Annotated in this window: 12 protein-coding genes; 1 reads left to right on the forward strand and 11 read right to left on the reverse strand. The window is 60.2% G+C overall.

Features of this window, described 5'->3' with window-relative positions; genetic code table 11:
- Positions 1-11 precede the first annotated feature (11 nt).
- A complete protein-coding gene (locus tag CFN46_RS07565) occupies positions 12-743 on the reverse strand; it encodes a response regulator (RefSeq protein ID WP_088743157.1) in 732 nt (243 codons plus the stop codon).
- A 4-nt stretch (positions 744-747) separates the two neighbouring features.
- Positions 748-2,601, reverse strand: coding sequence for a sensor histidine kinase (locus CFN46_RS07570; protein ID WP_254918438.1), 1,854 nt, complete (start codon positions 2,599-2,601; stop codon positions 748-750).
- A gap of 256 nt (positions 2,602-2,857) precedes the next feature.
- Between CFN46_RS07570 and CFN46_RS07575 the strand changes: the two genes are divergently transcribed.
- On the forward strand, positions 2,858-4,108 hold the full coding sequence (locus CFN46_RS07575; RefSeq protein WP_246116457.1) for a 2-hydroxycarboxylate transporter family protein: 1,251 nt from the start codon (positions 2,858-2,860) through the stop codon (positions 4,106-4,108).
- Positions 4,109-4,250: 142 nt separating this feature from the next.
- Here the strand turns inward: CFN46_RS07575 and CFN46_RS07580 are convergent, their stop codons facing one another.
- From CFN46_RS07580 to ccmE, 9 genes are all read right to left on the reverse strand, one after another.
- Positions 4,251-4,529: a YheU family protein gene (locus tag CFN46_RS07580; RefSeq protein ID WP_035159774.1), complete on the reverse strand. Its 279-nt coding sequence runs from the start codon at positions 4,527-4,529 to the stop codon at positions 4,251-4,253.
- A gap of 101 nt (positions 4,530-4,630) precedes the next feature.
- Positions 4,631-6,724 carry an NAD-dependent DNA ligase LigA gene (gene ligA, locus CFN46_RS07585; RefSeq protein WP_254918439.1) on the reverse strand — a complete coding sequence of 698 codons (2,094 nt, stop codon included), beginning with the start codon at positions 6,722-6,724 and terminating at the stop codon, positions 4,631-4,633.
- Between the two features lie 267 nt (positions 6,725-6,991).
- A complete protein-coding gene (locus CFN46_RS07590) occupies positions 6,992-8,239 on the reverse strand; it encodes a cell division protein ZipA C-terminal FtsZ-binding domain-containing protein (RefSeq protein WP_088743160.1) in 1,248 nt (415 codons plus the stop codon).
- 259 nt (positions 8,240-8,498) lie between these two features.
- Entirely contained in the window at positions 8,499-12,023 is a 3,525-nt protein-coding gene (gene smc, locus CFN46_RS07595) for a chromosome segregation protein SMC (RefSeq protein ID WP_088743161.1), read from the reverse strand.
- Between the two features lie 211 nt (positions 12,024-12,234).
- A complete protein-coding gene (gene ccmI / locus CFN46_RS07600; RefSeq protein ID WP_088743162.1) occupies positions 12,235-13,578 on the reverse strand; it encodes a c-type cytochrome biogenesis protein CcmI in 1,344 nt (447 codons plus the stop codon).
- Entirely contained in the window at positions 13,575-14,105 is a 531-nt protein-coding gene (locus tag CFN46_RS07605) for a cytochrome c-type biogenesis protein (RefSeq protein WP_024952102.1), read from the reverse strand. The genes ccmI and CFN46_RS07605 overlap by 4 nt, the downstream gene beginning before the upstream one ends.
- Complete coding sequence (locus tag CFN46_RS07610; protein ID WP_088743163.1) at positions 14,102-14,713, reverse strand: DsbE family thiol:disulfide interchange protein; 612 nt, start codon at positions 14,711-14,713, stop codon at positions 14,102-14,104. The genes CFN46_RS07605 and CFN46_RS07610 overlap by 4 nt, the downstream gene beginning before the upstream one ends.
- Positions 14,710-16,701 (reverse strand): heme lyase CcmF/NrfE family subunit, encoded by a 1,992-nt coding sequence (locus CFN46_RS07615; RefSeq protein WP_088743164.1) that lies wholly within the window; start codon positions 16,699-16,701, stop codon positions 14,710-14,712. Before CFN46_RS07615 ends, CFN46_RS07610 begins: the two co-directional genes overlap by 4 nt.
- Complete coding sequence (gene ccmE, locus CFN46_RS07620) at positions 16,701-17,252, reverse strand: cytochrome c maturation protein CcmE (RefSeq protein WP_088743165.1); 552 nt, start codon at positions 17,250-17,252, stop codon at positions 16,701-16,703. The genes CFN46_RS07615 and ccmE overlap by 1 nt, the downstream gene beginning before the upstream one ends.
- Positions 17,253-17,290: the final 38 nt, after the last annotated feature.

Raw genomic sequence — 17,290 nt, forward strand, 5'->3', positions numbered from 1 at the left:
CGCAGTACTGCTCAGCACTCGCGACACAAGCGAGCCAACGCCGGACGATCAACGACCTGGTAGGTGAAGGATGGGCGGCCCACCTGCCCATAGTGAAAGGCTTCACTGAGCAGACTTCGGGTCGCCAGATGGCGCAGATACTTGCGAATGGTGACCCGCGACATACCGGTAGTGGCCAGCAGCGCCTCGCTGGTGAAGCTGCCCTCATCACGCGGCAAGGCCTGAATGGCGCCCGCGACCAGTGCCAGAGACACCGCCGTCACTCCCTTGGGCAATCGTCCATCATCGACTGACGGCGCTGCACCTTCCGCGTGAGGGCTAAACAAGCGGTCCAGCTGATGTTGGTTGACCTCGCCGTCCAGACTGGCCAACTGCTGTCGCCCATGACTGGCCAGTGCCAGTGCCTGCTGAAAACGCGCAAAACTGAACGGTTTGATCAGATAGTCACACACGCCAAGGGCATGGGCGCTGCGTACGGTCTCTGCCTCGCCGGCTGCCGTGATCAAGATTACCTGTATCTCCGGTGCCGCATGACGCCTGAGCCAGCGCAATACCTCAAGCCCATTGCGACTGCGCAGATAGATATCCAGTAACACCAGATCCACCTCTTCCGCGGCCAGCACATCGAGTGCCGACGCAACGTCCTCGCATTGGGCGACCAGACGCATGCCTGCGACACGATTGAGATATTCGACGTTGAGACGCATGACCATAGGGTCATCTTCGACGATCAACACACGCATACGCTCAGGCTCCGAGGTCAGGCTGGTCAGAAAATCGCTGCGACTCAGACAGCAGCGGACAGGATGGTTGAGGACAGGGCAACGCCAGCTCGACAAGGGTACCGCCGCCGGGCAGTGAGTATAAATGCCACTCTCCGCCGCGTGTCGTCACGATGTCATGCACCAGCGCCAGCCCCAATCCGCGGCCTTCGCCGCGACTGCTGACACCGGCCTCGCGTGCTCTCTCCAATAGAGCGGGCGGCATGCCGGGGCCATTGTCAGCCACGCTGATCAACAACTGCACCTCCGCGGGTGCCGTCGAGGATTCCAGCATCAGACTGAGCGTGACACGCGGGGGTGCCTCTTGCGTGTCCTTGCATGCGCCCCCTCGTTCGCTCTCCAGCGCCTCAAAGGCGTTATCGAGCAGGTTGCCGATCACGCTGACCAGATCATGACTCAGGCTAGATTCCAGCACCGGAAGATGGGGAGTCGCGTTTGTCTCATGCGTACGCTCACCCTCAGTCTCAAGTGCGCTCTCAAGCTCGACCGTCAAGATGATGCTGCGTTCACGGGCTTCGCTGTGCTTGCCAATCAGCAACCCCGCCAGTAGTGGATCAGCAATCTGCTCGGCAGCGGGGGTGTCGGCAGGCAATTCGTGCTCAACCAACACCGCCAAATACTCACGCAGGCCGACCAGGTCGCCCATATAGGTCAGGCCTGACAGCACATGCAGACGATTGCGGAATTCATGGCGCGAGGCACGTAGCGCTTCGGCTTGGCGACGTACACCGGTCAGCTCCTCGGCGAGACGCTGCATGCGGTCATGCTCACGCAGTACCAGAACGCCCCCCATCAACTGCTCGCCATCACGCACCAGCTGACAGCGCACCAGCAAGCGCTGGCCACCATGGCTGACGCGCCGCGCGGCATCCGGTACTGCTACTGACTGCCCCGCCAGTTGCTCGGTCATGCCGGTGCCCGGCAGCCCATCATCAAGCATCTCACCGAGCGCCAACGGAGGGACCAACAATCCGTGTGCAGCAGCATTGATCAACGTGATACGCCCTGTGGGGTCCACGACAATGATGCCTTCCTCCAGGCTGGCCAGCACTGCCTGATGCTCCTCGACCAATCGCGCGATGGCTACTGGCTCCAGTCCCTTGAGCTGTCGACGCAGGTAGCGGGCCAACCCCAGGGCGCCCAGCGTACCAAAGAGCATCAACACCCCCAGTCCCAGCAATAACTGGCGCTTTTCACTGGCGAGACGACGCCCCAGTGATTCCAGCGTGATACCGATGGCTACCGCACCGATAACCGCAGGTTTCCCGTCAGCGATCGAGGGGAGTGTGACAGGGGCAAAGCTCCTCAAGCTTTCACCAAGACTGCCACGCGACTCAGAGAGATAGGTCGCGCCCGCCAGCGCCTGTCGCTCATCGCCGCCTTGAAACGACTGGCCGATCCGCGCAGGGTCGGGATGCGACAGCCGGAGTCCGTCAGGACGCATCACCACGATGAAATCGACACCATTTTCACGCCGTAAACGCTCGATGTGATTCGCGAGCGGGCTGGCCGCGGACGGCCGAGCGGTGCTGGAGTCCGATGCCATCAGCGCTGCCCGCACCTCAGGCAAGCGTGCAATATGCTGGGTCAGCGCAGCAATACGCTGGCCCTGAATGTCGTGCTGTGTGCGCTCCAGTTGAGCGCTGAACAACCAGGCCGCCACGACCAGGCTCACGATCACCATGCTAGCCGCCAGCAATGAAGTGAGCGTGCTCAGGCTCGGTTGAGGATGACGCAACACATCAAGCAGCTCATTTGCACCCTTGGTGGCATGGTCAATTTCACCACGCCGTGAACCGTCATCGCCGCGCACTTTCATAAGTTTCAAAAGGCTTTTTTTAGTTCGCAAAACTTGGCCCTCGGGGCGTACGCCGTAAGCTCGCCTGTGACGAGTCTCCGTCTCACGTGCACTGTGACACGAGAGACGAATGTCCTTCCTGATCGTGATGCCACGCCTGCGCATCACGGCATAACAATACGTCCTGCGGCATGTCCACGCAGGATGAGGAGCACGCATGACAAACGCCACTCAGGCCGCCTCAGCCTCGCCTACCGTTGAGGCCTCTCGTCCCGGGATGCAGATCTTCGGCATGTCCCTGCCGATGTTTGCCTTACCGCTACTGGTGCTGATCGGTGCCATCGCCTCGGATACCCTGCCCACTGGCATGATCGGTGCGCTGCTGGTCATGATGATTCTCGGTGAGTTGCTCGGCTTTCTCGGCGACCGCCTGCCGATCATCAGCAGCTATCTGGGCGGCGGTGCCATCCTCGCCATCTTCGGTGCCGCAACCTTGATCTATATGGGCTGGCTACCGCAGGACGTCTCAGCCAATGTCAGCGAGTTCATGAAAGCCGGCGGCTTCCTCAACTTCTACATCGCGGCACTGATTACCGGCAGCATCCTCGGCATGGACTCCCGCGTGCTGGTCAAGGTCGGGGCGCGCTTCGCTCTGCCGCTGCTGTGCTCCGTGCTGTTCGCGGCGCTGTTTGCGATGTTGGTCGGCTGGATCATGGGCTTCTCGCCCAAGGACGCGGTGATGATCATCGCACTGCCCATCATGGGGGGCGGCATGGGTGCTGGTGCCGTGCCGATGAGCCAGATCTACGAGCAGCTATTGGGACAACCCGCCAGCTACTACATCTCGATTCTGGTGCCGGCACTGGCACTGGGTAATGTCTTCGCCATCATCATTGCTGGCCTGCTCAACGGCCTTGGCAAGCGCTTCCCATCCCTCACCGGCGGTGGCCAGATGATGCCGGGCGTCGAGGTACGTGAAGAGAAGAGCGCGCCTGATCTGTCCCAGCTGGGCATCGGCATGGTGATCGCCATGAGCTTCTTCGTCGCCAGCCAGATCATCGGCAAGGTCATCCCGCTGCACCCGTATGCGCTGATGATCATCGCTGTGGCAGTGCTCAAGTGCGCCAACCTGGTGCCGGAAAGCATCAATCAGGCCGCCGCCCAGTGGTTCCGCTTCGTGGCCGGTAACTGGACCTTCGCGTTGCTGTTCGGCATTGGCGTGGCCTACACCGACCTCGGTCAGGTGATCGATGCCATTACCATCACCTACGTAGTGATCGTGTTCGGGGTTGTCGCAGGCGCAGCCTTCGGCGCCGGTATCGTCGGCAAGCTGGTCGGCTTCTACCCCATCGAATCAGCCATCACTGCTGGGCTGTGCATGGCCAACATGGGCGGTACCGGCGACGTCGCCGTCCTGTCAGCTGCCAATCGCATGCAGCTGATGCCTTTTGCCCAGATTTCTTCTCGCCTGGGCGGCGCGCTGATTCTGCTGATCTCGAGTCTGGTCGTGCCGATGTGGTTCGCGTAGCACTTTTCTACGCTTATCTGCTTCACGGTAACACCACTCACGACAACGGCCCTGGCTCACGCCAGGGCCGTTGTCGGTTTTAAGACATGGCTCAGAGATGACTCAGCTATTGTTCAAGCGTGAATCAGGCTACGGACTCTACTCAGTCACCTTCTTCCTCATCATCTGCCAACTGGCGACCGAAAGACTGCCATTGCTCCAGCGTCATCACTTCGGTGGATTCAGTACCGATGTCGTGGACGATCAGCAACTTGCCGCGTGATAGCTGACCTTCCAGCTCCGCGACCCAACCCGCCATGCCTTCCCCCACATCAGTGGTGTCGTAGCCCTGACGGGTGACAAAGGTCTCCAGCAAGGCACGGCGTGTCTCGGCGGGCAGCATGCGTGACGGTACCTCGATGAAGCGCTCGCGCGGGTCCATCTGGTCGAGTGGCATCTGACTCATGGGCACCTCCTGATCATGGGTGGCGCTGTGGGAAGAGACAGGGAGTTCCTGTAGCGGCTCATGCAGCGTATCCGTACTCATGCGTCCGTTCCTTCTGATTCATTCATGTCACCCGACTCCCAATCAGCGAGCCGCGCGACGAAGGTGTCTTCATCCAATACGGTGAGACCCAGTTGCATGGCTTTCTCCAGCTTGCTGCCTGCGGCGGTACCAGCGACGACGCCAGCGGTCTTCTTCGAGACGCTGCCGGCCACCTTGGCTCCCAATGCCTGCAGGCGCGTCTTGCCCTCATCACGCGTCATGCTCTCCAGACTACCCGTCAGCACCCAGGTCTGGCCGGCCAGCGGTTGCGGGCGCTCGCCAATCTCGACTTCTTCCCACGTCAGTCCACAGGCCAACAAGGCCTCAAGAGTCTCATTGTTATGCGGCTGTGCGAAGAAGGTATGGATATGCGCCGCCACGATGGGCCCCACATCATCCACTGTTTCCAGCGCTACCTGATCCGCGGCACGTAACGCTTCAAGCGTACCGAAATGCGCGGCGAGGCTTGCGGCCGTAGCCTCACCCACTTCACGGATACCCAGTGCATAGACAAAGCGTGCCAACGTGGTGTGACGGCTCTTGTCGAGCGATGCGACCAGATTGGTGGCTGACTTCTCGCCCATGCGCGGCAGTTCGGCCAGCGTCGCAGCATCCAGTGTGAATAGATCCGCGAGTGTCTTGACCAGCTCACGCTCGATCAGCTGTTCGATCAGTTTTTCACCAAGGCCATCGACATCCAGCGCCTTGCGGCTGGAGAAGTGCTTGAGCGCTTCCTTGCGCTGGGCGGCACAGATCAAGCCACCGGCGCAGCGCGCCACGACTTCACCTTCAAGTCGTTCGATCTCGGAGCCACATACCGGGCATCCGTCCGGTAGCATGATGGCCTGACGGGTCTCGCCTTCATGGGCGATACGCACGACCTGAGGGATGACATCACCGGCGCGGCGGATGATGACCCGATCACCAATCTGTACGCCGAGGCGCTCGACCTCATCCATGTTGTGCAACGTCGCATTGGACACCACTACACCGGCCACCTGCACCGGGTCCAGACGCGCCACCGGCGTCAGCGCACCCGTACGGCCCACTTGGAAGTCGACGCCTTCCAGCGTGGTTTCCTGCTCCTGCGCCGGGTACTTGTAGGCGATGGCCCAGCGCGGTGCGCGCGCCACGAAGCCCAATTCACGCTGTAGACGCAGGGCATCCAATTTGATGACTGCGCCATCGATGTCGTGATCAAGACGGTCACGCTGCTCACCGAGGCGCCGTGTGTAATCGATGATACCTTCGGCACCACTCACCACTTCAAGTTGTGGGCTGGTACGAAAGCCATAGTCGTTGAGCAGCGCCATCAGGCCGGAGTGATTCTGGCCTGCCTCACTTGCCAGCAATGATTCATCAAGACGTGCGACCTGATAGGCGCAGAACTCCAATGGGCGCGATGCGGCAATTTTCGAATCCAGCTGACGCAGGCTACCCGCTGCGGCATTGCGCGGATTGGCAAATACCTTGCCCTCCTCATCACGGCCACGCGTATTGAGCGCCTCGAAGCCGGCATGGCTCATATAGACCTCACCGCGCACCTCAAGCAGCGCAGGCAGGTTCTCTCCGCGCAGCTTGAGCGGGATAGAGCGAATCGTGCGCAGATTGGTAGTAATGCCTTCACCTGTGCGGCCATCGCCGCGCGTGACACCCTGCACGAACACGCCATCTTCATAGATCAGCGATACCGCCAGGCCATCGAGCTTGGGTTCGCAACAAAAGCTTAGCTGGCTGCCATCACGCAGCTCCAGCGTCTTGGCGGCCCGCTGCACGAAGGCACGTAGTTCATCACCATCAAAAGCATTGTTGAGCGACAGCATCGGCACGGCGTGCTGCACTTCCTCGAAGCCGGTCGCCGGTGCCGCGCCGACCCGTTGCGTAGGCGACTGTGGCGTTACCAACTGCGGATACTCGGCTTCAAGCTGCTCCAGACGACGCAGACGCGTGTCGTAGTCAGCATCAGTCAGTGTCGCATCGTCCTGCACGTAGTACCGATGGTTAGCCTCGAGCAGCTCGCCATGCAGACGCTCGACCTCGAGCAGCACATCATCGGGAATACCCTGCGCAGCGGCCGACTCATCAGGCATCGCCCCATCGACGAAAGAGGCGGAAAACAGATCATCCTGAGCTGACATGACATTCACTCGAAACAGTGGCCTTGCCAGTGCAGCAAGTCTGCAGACACTGGACGACCTGAAAAGCGGGTGACGATACACCAACTCGATACCGAGTGGATCGCCATGATGCTGCCATTGTACCCAAACGCTGCACATGGCAGAAACGCCAACGGCGACCCGAAGGTCGCCGTTGGCGTCATGACAGACTTGCTGACTCAGACACTCAATTGGCCTGTCTCAATTGGCTTGATAGCGGTGCAGACGATTGCGGCGTTCGAATTCGTGTACCTGCTGGCGCTTGAACTCGATGGTCTGCGCGGTCATCACGCTATGGTTCTCGTCTTTCAGCTCACCGCCCAGGCGACGTACCAGCAACATGGCGATCTCGACCATTGTCTCGAACGCAGCAGACGTATCGTCTGCACCTGGCAGCGGCATCAGGAAGGTCACACCATCCAGCTGACTATCGACCATCTCTTCAGGATCGAAGATACCCGGCTTGACTACATTGGCCATCGCAAACTGCAGCGGGCTGTCTTCACTTTCCTCTTCATGGCGCAAGAACAGCCCCATGTTGGAATGACGCAGACCACAGGCCAGTGAGACACCCAGCACATCCTCGCCGCTGAAACCTGAATCACCACGCGCCATCACGGAAATGATAATGACTTCACTGGCATCCGCCAGCATGTCGCGGGCTAGCCCATCATCGACCTTGTTGCGCTCGGCACGAATCACCAGCGGATGACGCTCATCGACAGATTCACTCTCTTCTTCTTGCGCAGTGGCGCTAGAAGAAGACTCCGTTTCAAGTATCGGCTCTTTACGAGAAGAGGTCGTGCTGGCATCAGGCATGTCCGATGCCGACGCGCTCGAGCCTTCTGTCTCCGGAATCTCTGCCATCGGCTCGATATTATCGGCCCGCGAAGCAGAGATGCTCACATCGTCTTCAGATTCATGCGAGACGGCATCATGATCGGCGGGATCGCCTTGTTCATCATGCAGCGCTGGTTCACGGTGAACGGTATCTTCTTCATCTTCACGGCGCGCACTCAAGCTGGCGGTCACGTCACGCATCGACTGACTGGCGCGCGCACCGAACGCCGCAGCACGTTGGCCAAGGCCCTTGCGCTCCGGTGATTCACGTCGCTCCATACGCTCCGCGGGACGACTCGGCTGAGTCACCCGCGATGCCTTGATACCGTGAGCATTATCGAGCACAGAATCGTCTTCCTCTGCCTCGTCATGCTGCTCAGTATCACCGATCACCCGGTAACCGCCGTTCGGCAGCTCCCAGTTGTCGCGTTTATCCACTACTACGTCTTCTTCTCCCGCAGCCGCATCTGCAGCATCGGTAGAATCCATCGTACCCACTCTATCTAGACGGGGTACTCGACGTTGACGCTGGAGCCGACGCACACCGTCAACGACGATGATTGCGACCAGCACCAACCCCAACAAGATGAGCCACTCTCTCAATTCCATGGGTCATTAGCCTGTTTGCTTGGGCACCATGCACGTAAACAGCATAGCGCGATTGCAGAAAAAGGGGACATTATTCGAATGTCAATCCTGTGGTGGTGACCTACGCAATCGCCCTTCAATTATCCCTGACTGACACTATGACGCAAAGTCGTAGTGCTTTCGATCACTCCGTGCAACAAGATTTTGCCAACTAGGCCGCAAGTCCGGCTACTGGCTGCCGTGCGTGAGGATGACCTTGCCCTCTTGCACGGCTTTTATCTCAGGCTTCGGCGAGTACCGCAGCTTCTTCTATCCCTACAGAGACCAGTCGCGAGACACCTGGTTCCTGCATGGTAACGCCCATAAGCCGATCTGCCGCTTCCATCGCTATCTTGTTATGCGTGATATAGATGAACTGTACGCTTTCTGACATCTCTTTCACCAGTCTGGCATAACGGCCAACGTTCGCATCATCCAGCGGCGCATCAACTTCATCAAGCATACAGAATGGCGCCGGATTGAGCTGGAAGATAGCGAACACCAATGCAAGTGCTGTCAGTGCTTTCTCGCCTCCTGACAGAAGATGGATGGTGGAGTTTTTCTTGCCGGGAGGACGCGCCATGATCGCGACTCCCGTCTCCAGCAAATCATCGCCTGTCAGCGTCAACCACGCGGCCCCACCACCGAAGATCTTCGGGAAAAGCGTCTGGATTCCGGCATTGACCTTGTCGAAGGTATCCTTGAATCGCACCCGTGTTTCCTGATCAATCTTACGGATGGCACGCTCGAGCGTTTCCAACGCTTCGGTCAGCTCGGCATGCTGAGCCTCAAGGTAGTTACGGCGCTCAGCCTGCTGGTCGTATTCCTCGATGGCCGCCAGGTTGATAGCGCCAAGCCGCTTGATGCGCTCACCAACCTGCTCGAGGTTATGGCTCCAGGCAGACTCGGTGGCATTGGGGTCAAGACCGTCTTCGAGAAGGCTCGTTGCGGTCTCGTCATAGCCCAGCTCCACCAGCTGTTCATCCTGCGCATCGGCCTTAAGTGTCAATGCCTGCACCTGCATGCGCCCTTCTTCGAGCCGCTGACGGATGCCTTCCAGATTACGTTCATGGGTCTGGCGCGACTGCTCTGCCTGACGCATCTGTTCGACTAATTCATGAGTCTTATCACGACAGGCGTTTAGCTTGGTTTCTTGATAAAGCCGAGTTTCGAGCAACATTTCGAGCTGCTCACGCTCTTCTTCCTGCGGCAACGTCGTTTCTTCACGGCTGGCTTCAAGCAATTCGATTCGCTCTGCCAGCTTTTCGCGCTGTTCGCTCGCACGCGCACGCTGACCCTGCATGCCATCGCGCTCAGTCACCAGGCGCTGGCGCTCCATGTCGAGACGGCTGACCTGTTCACGCGCCGGTGCCTGCTGTGCACGTAATCCAGCCAGTGCACTTTGGTGATCGCGTCGCGACTGCTCCAGCGTCTCACGTGCCTGTGCATTGTTCTCGACCGACTCCAGCGTCTGCTGCCAGCGCTCGCGGGCTTCTTCGAGCGCCAGCGCGTGGCCCTCACGTGTCTCTGCCAGCTGTGCGAGCTCTTCATCGAGCTCACGCGCACGACCATCAACATGCTCAAGGCGACTGGCGAGCCCCGCTTCCTTGAGGCTCAGCTCACGCTGGCGTTCACCCAGCTCACGCTCCTCGACACGCAGATTTTCGAGCGCAGCCTCGGCGACAGCAATCTGCTCGGAGGCTTCTGCCAGCCGTGCCTCAATGTCCTCAAGACGGGCATCCAGTGCCTCTAGCTCCAGCGTGACCTGCTCAAGACGCGAACGCTGAGCAATCACGCTGTCAGCACGTTCACCGGCAACCTGACGGCGGCTCCAGCCACGGCCTAACCACAGGCCATCAGGCGTCAACACACTCTCATGAGACGCCAGTGAGTCACGTTGCTGCCAGGCGGCTGCCTGCGTCTCGACGCACTGGATAGTGGCCAGCCAGCCATTCAGTGCCGCAGCACCACTGATACGCGCAGCCAGTGTGCCCGTCGGTGCAGCCTCAGCACTGGCCGTCTCGACCATCGACAGTTCGCCACCGGGCAGCGCCGCCAGCAATTCTGACAGCGACCCTGCCAGCGGCGACTGATCAGCACTCGCCATGCGAGCACGCAGGAAAGGCCCCAGCACCCAGGCACTGGCAGACTCCCAGCCAGTATCGACCTCCAGCCCTTCGGCCAGCGTAGGTGCCTGTGACAGACCATGTGCTTCCAGATGCGCGGCCAGTGAGTCATCGTCATCACGCAACGCGGCCTCTATCAGCGCTTCAAGCGAGGCCTTCTCGCCTTGCAGCACATTACGCCGTTGGCGCAACTGGTCACGTTCGGCGTCCAGTGCCAGCCGATTGGCTTGCGCCTGTTCGCGCGTTTCACTGGCCTGCTCGCGGCGTGACTCGAGAGATTCTCCCTGGAGCATCACCTCATCGAGTTGCTCACGGAGCTCCTCGCGGGCCTCACGCAGTTCTGCCACATCTGTCAACTCGCCGAGCTGTTGACGGCGACGCTCGCGCTGACGCTCCGCTTCACCAATTGCGCTTTCCAGACGCTGAATCTCGCTCTGGGCACGCTCAGCACCACGTTGCGCCTCGTTATCTGCCTGGCTGAAACGCTCCCACTCACTTTGACTGTCCTGACGCCGCTCTTCGGCTTCTTCCAGTGACAGCTCAAGCCCTTCGAGCGTCTCGCGCGCCATCTCAAGCTCGGGTGCAATGTCCTCAAGACGTGCGTCGATCATCTCCAGACGCTCGCCATCCTCGCCCTCGATACGCTGCACATCGCTGAGTTCGCGACGTGCGACTTCAAGGTCTGCCGCCAGCTGCTGCTCACGCGTACGAGCGTGCTCCAGGCTTTGCTCGAGACGCGCGATCTTGGCCCCCGTCTCGTAAAAGGCCGCCTGATGAACTTCCAACTCACCCGCGAGTTCATCGTGCTGGTAGCGCTGTTCTTCCAACTGACTTTCGCACTGACGTTGGCCGAGAATCTCGCGCTCGACGCCAGTTTCCAGTTCGGTGACACGAGATTGCTGATCGCGCTGCTGTGCCCGCAATCCACGACGGCGCAGCACAGCCAGTTCACCCTTGAGGCGATATTCGTCCTGTTTGAGCGTCTGATAGCGCCGCGCCGCTTCGGCCTGACGCTTGAGGCGCTCGAGCTGTTTGTCGAGTTCCTCACGCAGATCATCAAGGCGCTCCATGTTCTCCTGGGTGCGCTTCATGCGGCTTTCGGTCTCGCGGCGGCGCTCCTTGTACTTGGAGATGCCGGCCGCTTCTTCGAGGGTGCCGCGCAGATCATCGGGACGTGCCTCGATCAACTGCGAGATCATCCCCTGCCCGATAATGGAATAGGAACGTGGCCCAAGGCCGGTGCCGAGGAAAACATCGGCGATATCGCGGCGGCGACACTTCTGGCCATTGAGGAAGTAGCCGGACTGGGATTCGCGTGTCACCAGACGCTTGACGGAAATCTCGGCATACTCGGACCAGGCACCCCCGAGACTACCGTCAGCATTGTCGAAGGTCAGTTCGACGGAGGCCTGACCGACCGGCTTACGGCCGGTGGAGCCATTGAAGATGACATCTGTCATCGACTCACCACGCAGGTTCTTGGCGCTGGACTCACCCATGACCCAGCGCACAGCATCGATGACGTTCGATTTACCGCAGCCGTTGGGGCCGAGTATCGCCGTCATGTTGCTATCAAAAGGCACGGTGACTGGATCGACAAAAGATTTGAAGCCGACCAGCTTGATCGATTTGAGCCGCATTGCGCCTGGCGCGTCCTTGAGGTCTAAAACGTGAAAAAGGGTCTGACGAAGATAATTTTGAAAAACCAGCGCGCAGTCTACCCAAAAGCGCCGGTGGCCCCAACCACGACGGCCTGCAGCGTGTCATCCACACTGCAGGCCGAGTCGTGATTCCAGACACTAGCAATAGACTGCAACAAGGCAGTGCATTGCACGCGGCCCGGCCTATCCCCTACGGAGTGGTGGCCGCGGCACCCACCACATGATCGATATGCAGAGCCAATGGCGTTTCGGCAGCCGTATCACCACGCGTGACCGTCACGTCGGACAGCCGCCCCTCAAGGTCACCCGCCTGAGCGGCTGGTGCGCCAGAGGCCGAGATACGGGCGACGAGATTCACCTCATCAGCCATTGATAAACGCGCCATCGGAGCCATCGCGTTGTCATCCGATAGCGTAACCGTCAGTGGCAGCTGATCCGCCGTGGTCCGCACGACCGCCAGCGGGGGTAGCTTACCCGCGCTATCACGCGCGACGATGAACAGCGTCGCCTCAGGGCGTGCAGCCAATTGGGCCTTGAGCGCAGGAGCAACCGTAATGCTCAAAGTCAGCTGAGCTGTCTCGGCGACTGCCTTGGCGCTGTCATCGACAGTATCACTGTCATTGGCATCGCCTAGTGCTGATTCACTCAAGGCGACCGAAGCATCTACCTCACCGGCCTGTGCCATGCGGGCACGTGCCGCGCTGATCCCCTCGCGCAGCGCCTTGGCTGCACCGGGGTTCTCCATGCCTGCAATCGCCTTGCGCCAGTAATCAATGGCCTGCTCATAGCGGGAATGATCGAATGCATCGATACCGAGCAGCCCCAACACTGTTGGCTGGCGCGGGTCTACGGCCAATACCTCATCGACCAGCGCCTGTACCTCATTCGTCAGCGTGCGCTGAGCGGCAAAGAACTTGAGCTGCGCCATCTGCGCCAGCAATGCTGGCACTCGCCCTTCAAGACGTATCAGCACATCCAGTGCCTGCATGGCCTCGTTGAGCTGACCCGCATCACGATATAGCGGAAACAGCGCCATCCATACCTTGGCGTTATCCGGCTGCGCGTCGGCCTCAGCGCGCAAACGGGCGATACGTGCCTTGAAACTGGCGGCATCATGTATCGGCGTCGCCTCGATGGCGGCCGTCAATGCGAGATCACCACTCGCGCCCTCGAGTTGATACCAGTACAGCGAGCCTACCGCCATACTCACGACCAGCAGCGGTACCAGCAAGCGTCCACTGACAGCAGCCTTTAGTGGCGCACGGCGGGCTGCCTCGGCGTCTTCCAGCAGGCTACGCTCCAGTTCGACCCTCCCTTCTGCCAACGCCGCATCGTCCATATCTCCGCGTGCGTGACCGCGCTCCAACGACGCAAGACGGCTCTGATAGACGCGCACGTTCTCGACCTCAAGGCCGTCATTACTCTCAAAGGCCTGCTGAGCCGCATGCGTACCGCGAGCACGCCGGAGCGGCAACAGCAGCAACCAGGCGGCAGGGATCAATAAAAGGCCAATCGCCAGCCATAGCAGCGTCATGAAGATTCCTTTCCATTTCGAGGGCGACCATGAGCCTTCAGCAGCGCAGAGACTCTGGCCTGTTCGTCAGGGTCAAGCGCACGCACACTTGCACGGCGTCTGGCACGTACGATCAGTGCCACACCGCCAAGCCCGAGCAGAATCAACACGGCCGGCCCACCCCACAACAACCAGGTGCGGCCATCGAGGCGCGGGTTATACAGCACATACTCGCCGAAACGATCGACCATGAAATTCTGGATCTCGCTGTCGCTGCGCCCGTCATTGAGCAAGTCCGCTACGTTCTGACGCATGTCGCCAGCAATGGGTGAATCCGAGTCGCCAATCGCTTGGTTCTGACATTTGGGGCAACGCAGCGCGGCCGTCAGGCTGTCATAGCGCGTCTGCAGCACCGGGTTGTTGAACTGATGCATCTCGATGGCGGCCTGCGCCTTGCCAGCCGCCAGCCATGACAGGAACAGCAACACGACCAACGCCTGAACCAGCGGAACAGCGACACTGGCGAGTGAATGCTTGAGTCGACTCATGTCGTCTTCTCCTCGCCATCGCTACCACTACTCCCATTACTACCATTACTGCCACCATCACTACCGCCCGCCGCCGGAGCTGTGATGCGCTCCAGTGTCGGCAAGATGATCTCGCGCACATCTTCAGGGCGGATATAGCCGGTGTGGTGATAGCGGATCACGCCCTGAGCATCGACAAGAAAGGTCTCGGGTGCGCCGTAGACGCCCAGATCAAAGCCCAGCGTGCCCTCGGGATCGAATATATTGATCTCAAAGGGGTCGCCGAATTCCTCAAGGAAGGTACGGCCCTTGTCGCGCGTGTCCTTGTAATCCACGCCGATCATGCGTACGCCACGATCCGCGAGATCCAGCAGCTGTGGCATCTCGTGCTTGCAGGTCGGGCACCATTCGCCCCACACATTGACCAGACTGACCTGCCCCTTGAGCAGCGACTCGCTGACACGCGCGTCAGGGTCCTCCAGCGTGCTCAGTGTAAAGGTGGGGAAGTCACGCGACAGCAGCGCGGAATCACGCGCATAGGGGTCATCATCGAGGCGCTGATAAAGAAAGGCACCCAATCCCACCACGATCAGCAGCGGCACGAAAAGCACTAGACGAGGCATGCTCATACGGACACCTCCCGCTCGGTCGTGAGTGATGTCGGGCGCGGGTCGACTCGACGACGGTAGCGACGATCCAGCACCGCAATCACACCGCCCGCCCCCATCAGCAACGCCCCCAGCCACAACCAGCGCACGAAGGGTTTGACCTGAATCCGCACGGCCCAACTGCCATCATCAAGCTTTTCGCCCATGGCGACGTAGAGGTCGCGCGTGAAGCCGGCATCCAGCGCGGTTTCAGTCATCGGCATGCCGCTGGCCAGAAACAGACGCTTCTCCGGATGCAACACGGTGACGGGCTTACCCTCACGGCTGACCTCGACCGTGGCGCGATTAGCCAGGTAATTGGGACCACGATATTCGCCAAGCTGCGTCATGTTGAATTCATAGCCGCCTACCGTGACCACCTTGCCTTGTGTCATGCGCACGTTTTCAGCGACCTCGGTATTGGAGACCAACGTCACGCCGACGATAGTGACCGCGATTCCCAAGTGCGCCAGCTGCATGCCCCAGTAGCTGGGTGTCAGCCGCTTGAGGCCCGCCAGACGGCCGGCCTTCGAGGCGCTCTTGTCCCACAGGTCTCGCAACAGTGGCAACACGACCCACAGTGCAATCACCAGACCCAGCGCCACCGAGGCACTCCATGCGATATCCAGCGTGAACGGCAGGAGCCCACCGATGACAAGCGCGGCAACACCAGACAGTGCCAGACGACGGAAGATTTCGCGGCCCTGCATCTGCTTCCAGCGCGAAGAAGGTCCCAGCCCCATGAAGGCACACAGCAGCGTGGTCAGCGGGACGAACAGCGCATTGAAGTACGGCGGGCCCACCGAGATCTTGCCCAGATTCAGCGAATCCAGCACCAGCGGATAGAGGGTACCCAACAGCACGGTGACCATCATCACCAGCAAAATCAGGTTATTGACCAGCAGGAAGGCATCCCGCGACAGCCAATGAAAGCCGAGTGTCGAGCGTACACGTGGCGCACGCAGCGCAAACAGCAGCAACGAGCCGCCGACGGTGATACCGAGCAACACAAGGATGAACAGCCCGCGGTCCGGGTCACTGGCGAAGGCATGCACTGACGTCAACACGCCGGAACGCACCAGGAAGGTACCCAGCAGCGACAGCGAGAAAGCGAAGATCGACAGCAGCACCGTCCAGCTCTTGAAGGCGCCACGTTTTTCCGTGACCGCCAGCGAGTGGATCAGTGCGGTACCGGCCAGCCACGGCATCAAGGAGGCGTTCTCGACCGGATCCCAGAACCACCATCCACCCCAGCCAAGCTCGTAGTAGGCCCACCAGCTGCCCAGCGCGATGCCGACGGTGAGAAACGCCCAGGCAATATTGGTCCACGGTCGTGCCCAGCGCGCCCAGGCGGCATCGAGACGCCCGCCCAACAAGGCGGCCATCGCGAAGGAAAACGCCACCGAGAAACCGACGTAGCCCATGTAGAGCATCGGCGGATGGATGATCAGGCCTATGTCTTGCAGCAGCGGATTGAGGTCCGCGCCATCGGTAGGCATGTCTGGCAGCAGGCGCGCGAATGGGTTGGAGGTCAGCAGTATGAACGCCAGGAAACCTGTCGAGATCAGCCCCATGATGCCCAGCACGCGGGCCAGCATGTCACGCGGAAGATGACGCGCGCCCAGTGAGACGGCAAATCCCCAACCAGCCAGAATCAGACTCCATAGCAGCACTGACCCCTCATGGCTGCCCCACACCGCACTGAACTTGAAGTACCACGGCAACTGGCTGTTCGAGTTATTGGCAATGTAGGCGACGCTGAAATCATCGAGCATGAATCCCGCCGTCAGGCAGGCATAGGCCAACAAGACGAACAGGAACTGCCCCCACGCCATCGGCTGTGCATAACTCATCCATAGCGGACGACGCGTGGCCGCTCCAACGAGCGGTACGACCGCCTGCACACAGGCCAGACAGGCGGCCAGAATCAGCGCAAAATGACCGATTTCCGGCAACAGTTGCGTCACCATCACGGTGTCTCCTGCGGTGTCACGTCACTGGCTGGCTCAACGCTCTGCGCGCTGTCTCTGTCGCTATTACTTCCTTTCTCCATGCCTTTTCCCATGTCCTTCTCAATGACCTTGTCGCCCGACACGCTGCGACCAGAGGCCTTGAGCGCTGCCGATACTTCCGGCGGCATGTATTTCTCATCATGCTTGGCCAGCACTTCGCTGGCCTCGAGATGCTCGCCGTCAAAGGTGCCCATCACCACCACACCCTGCCCTTCACGGAACAGGTCCGGCAGGATGCCCTGATAATGCACCGTGACATCGCGATCAAAATCGGTGACGGTAAAGATGACGTCCAGCGTCTCGTTATCGCGGCTCACGCTACCCTCGCGCACCATGCCGCCCGCACGAATCTGACGCCCCTCGGGCGCCTCGCCGCTCGCAATCTGGGTCGGTGTGTAGAAGGCATTGATATTGGCGCGCAGGGCATAGAGCGTCAGGCCCACCGCGAGGGAGGCCAGCAGCACGACGGCCGTGACGATATACAGGCGCTGCTTGCGTTTGGGGTTCATGGTCAAGACTCAATCAGGGCAAGGGGCAGACAAGCAAC

It is taken from the genome of Cobetia sp. QF-1, from assembly GCF_002213105.1.
GTDB classification, from domain to species: domain Bacteria; phylum Pseudomonadota; class Gammaproteobacteria; order Pseudomonadales; family Halomonadaceae; genus Cobetia; species Cobetia crustatorum.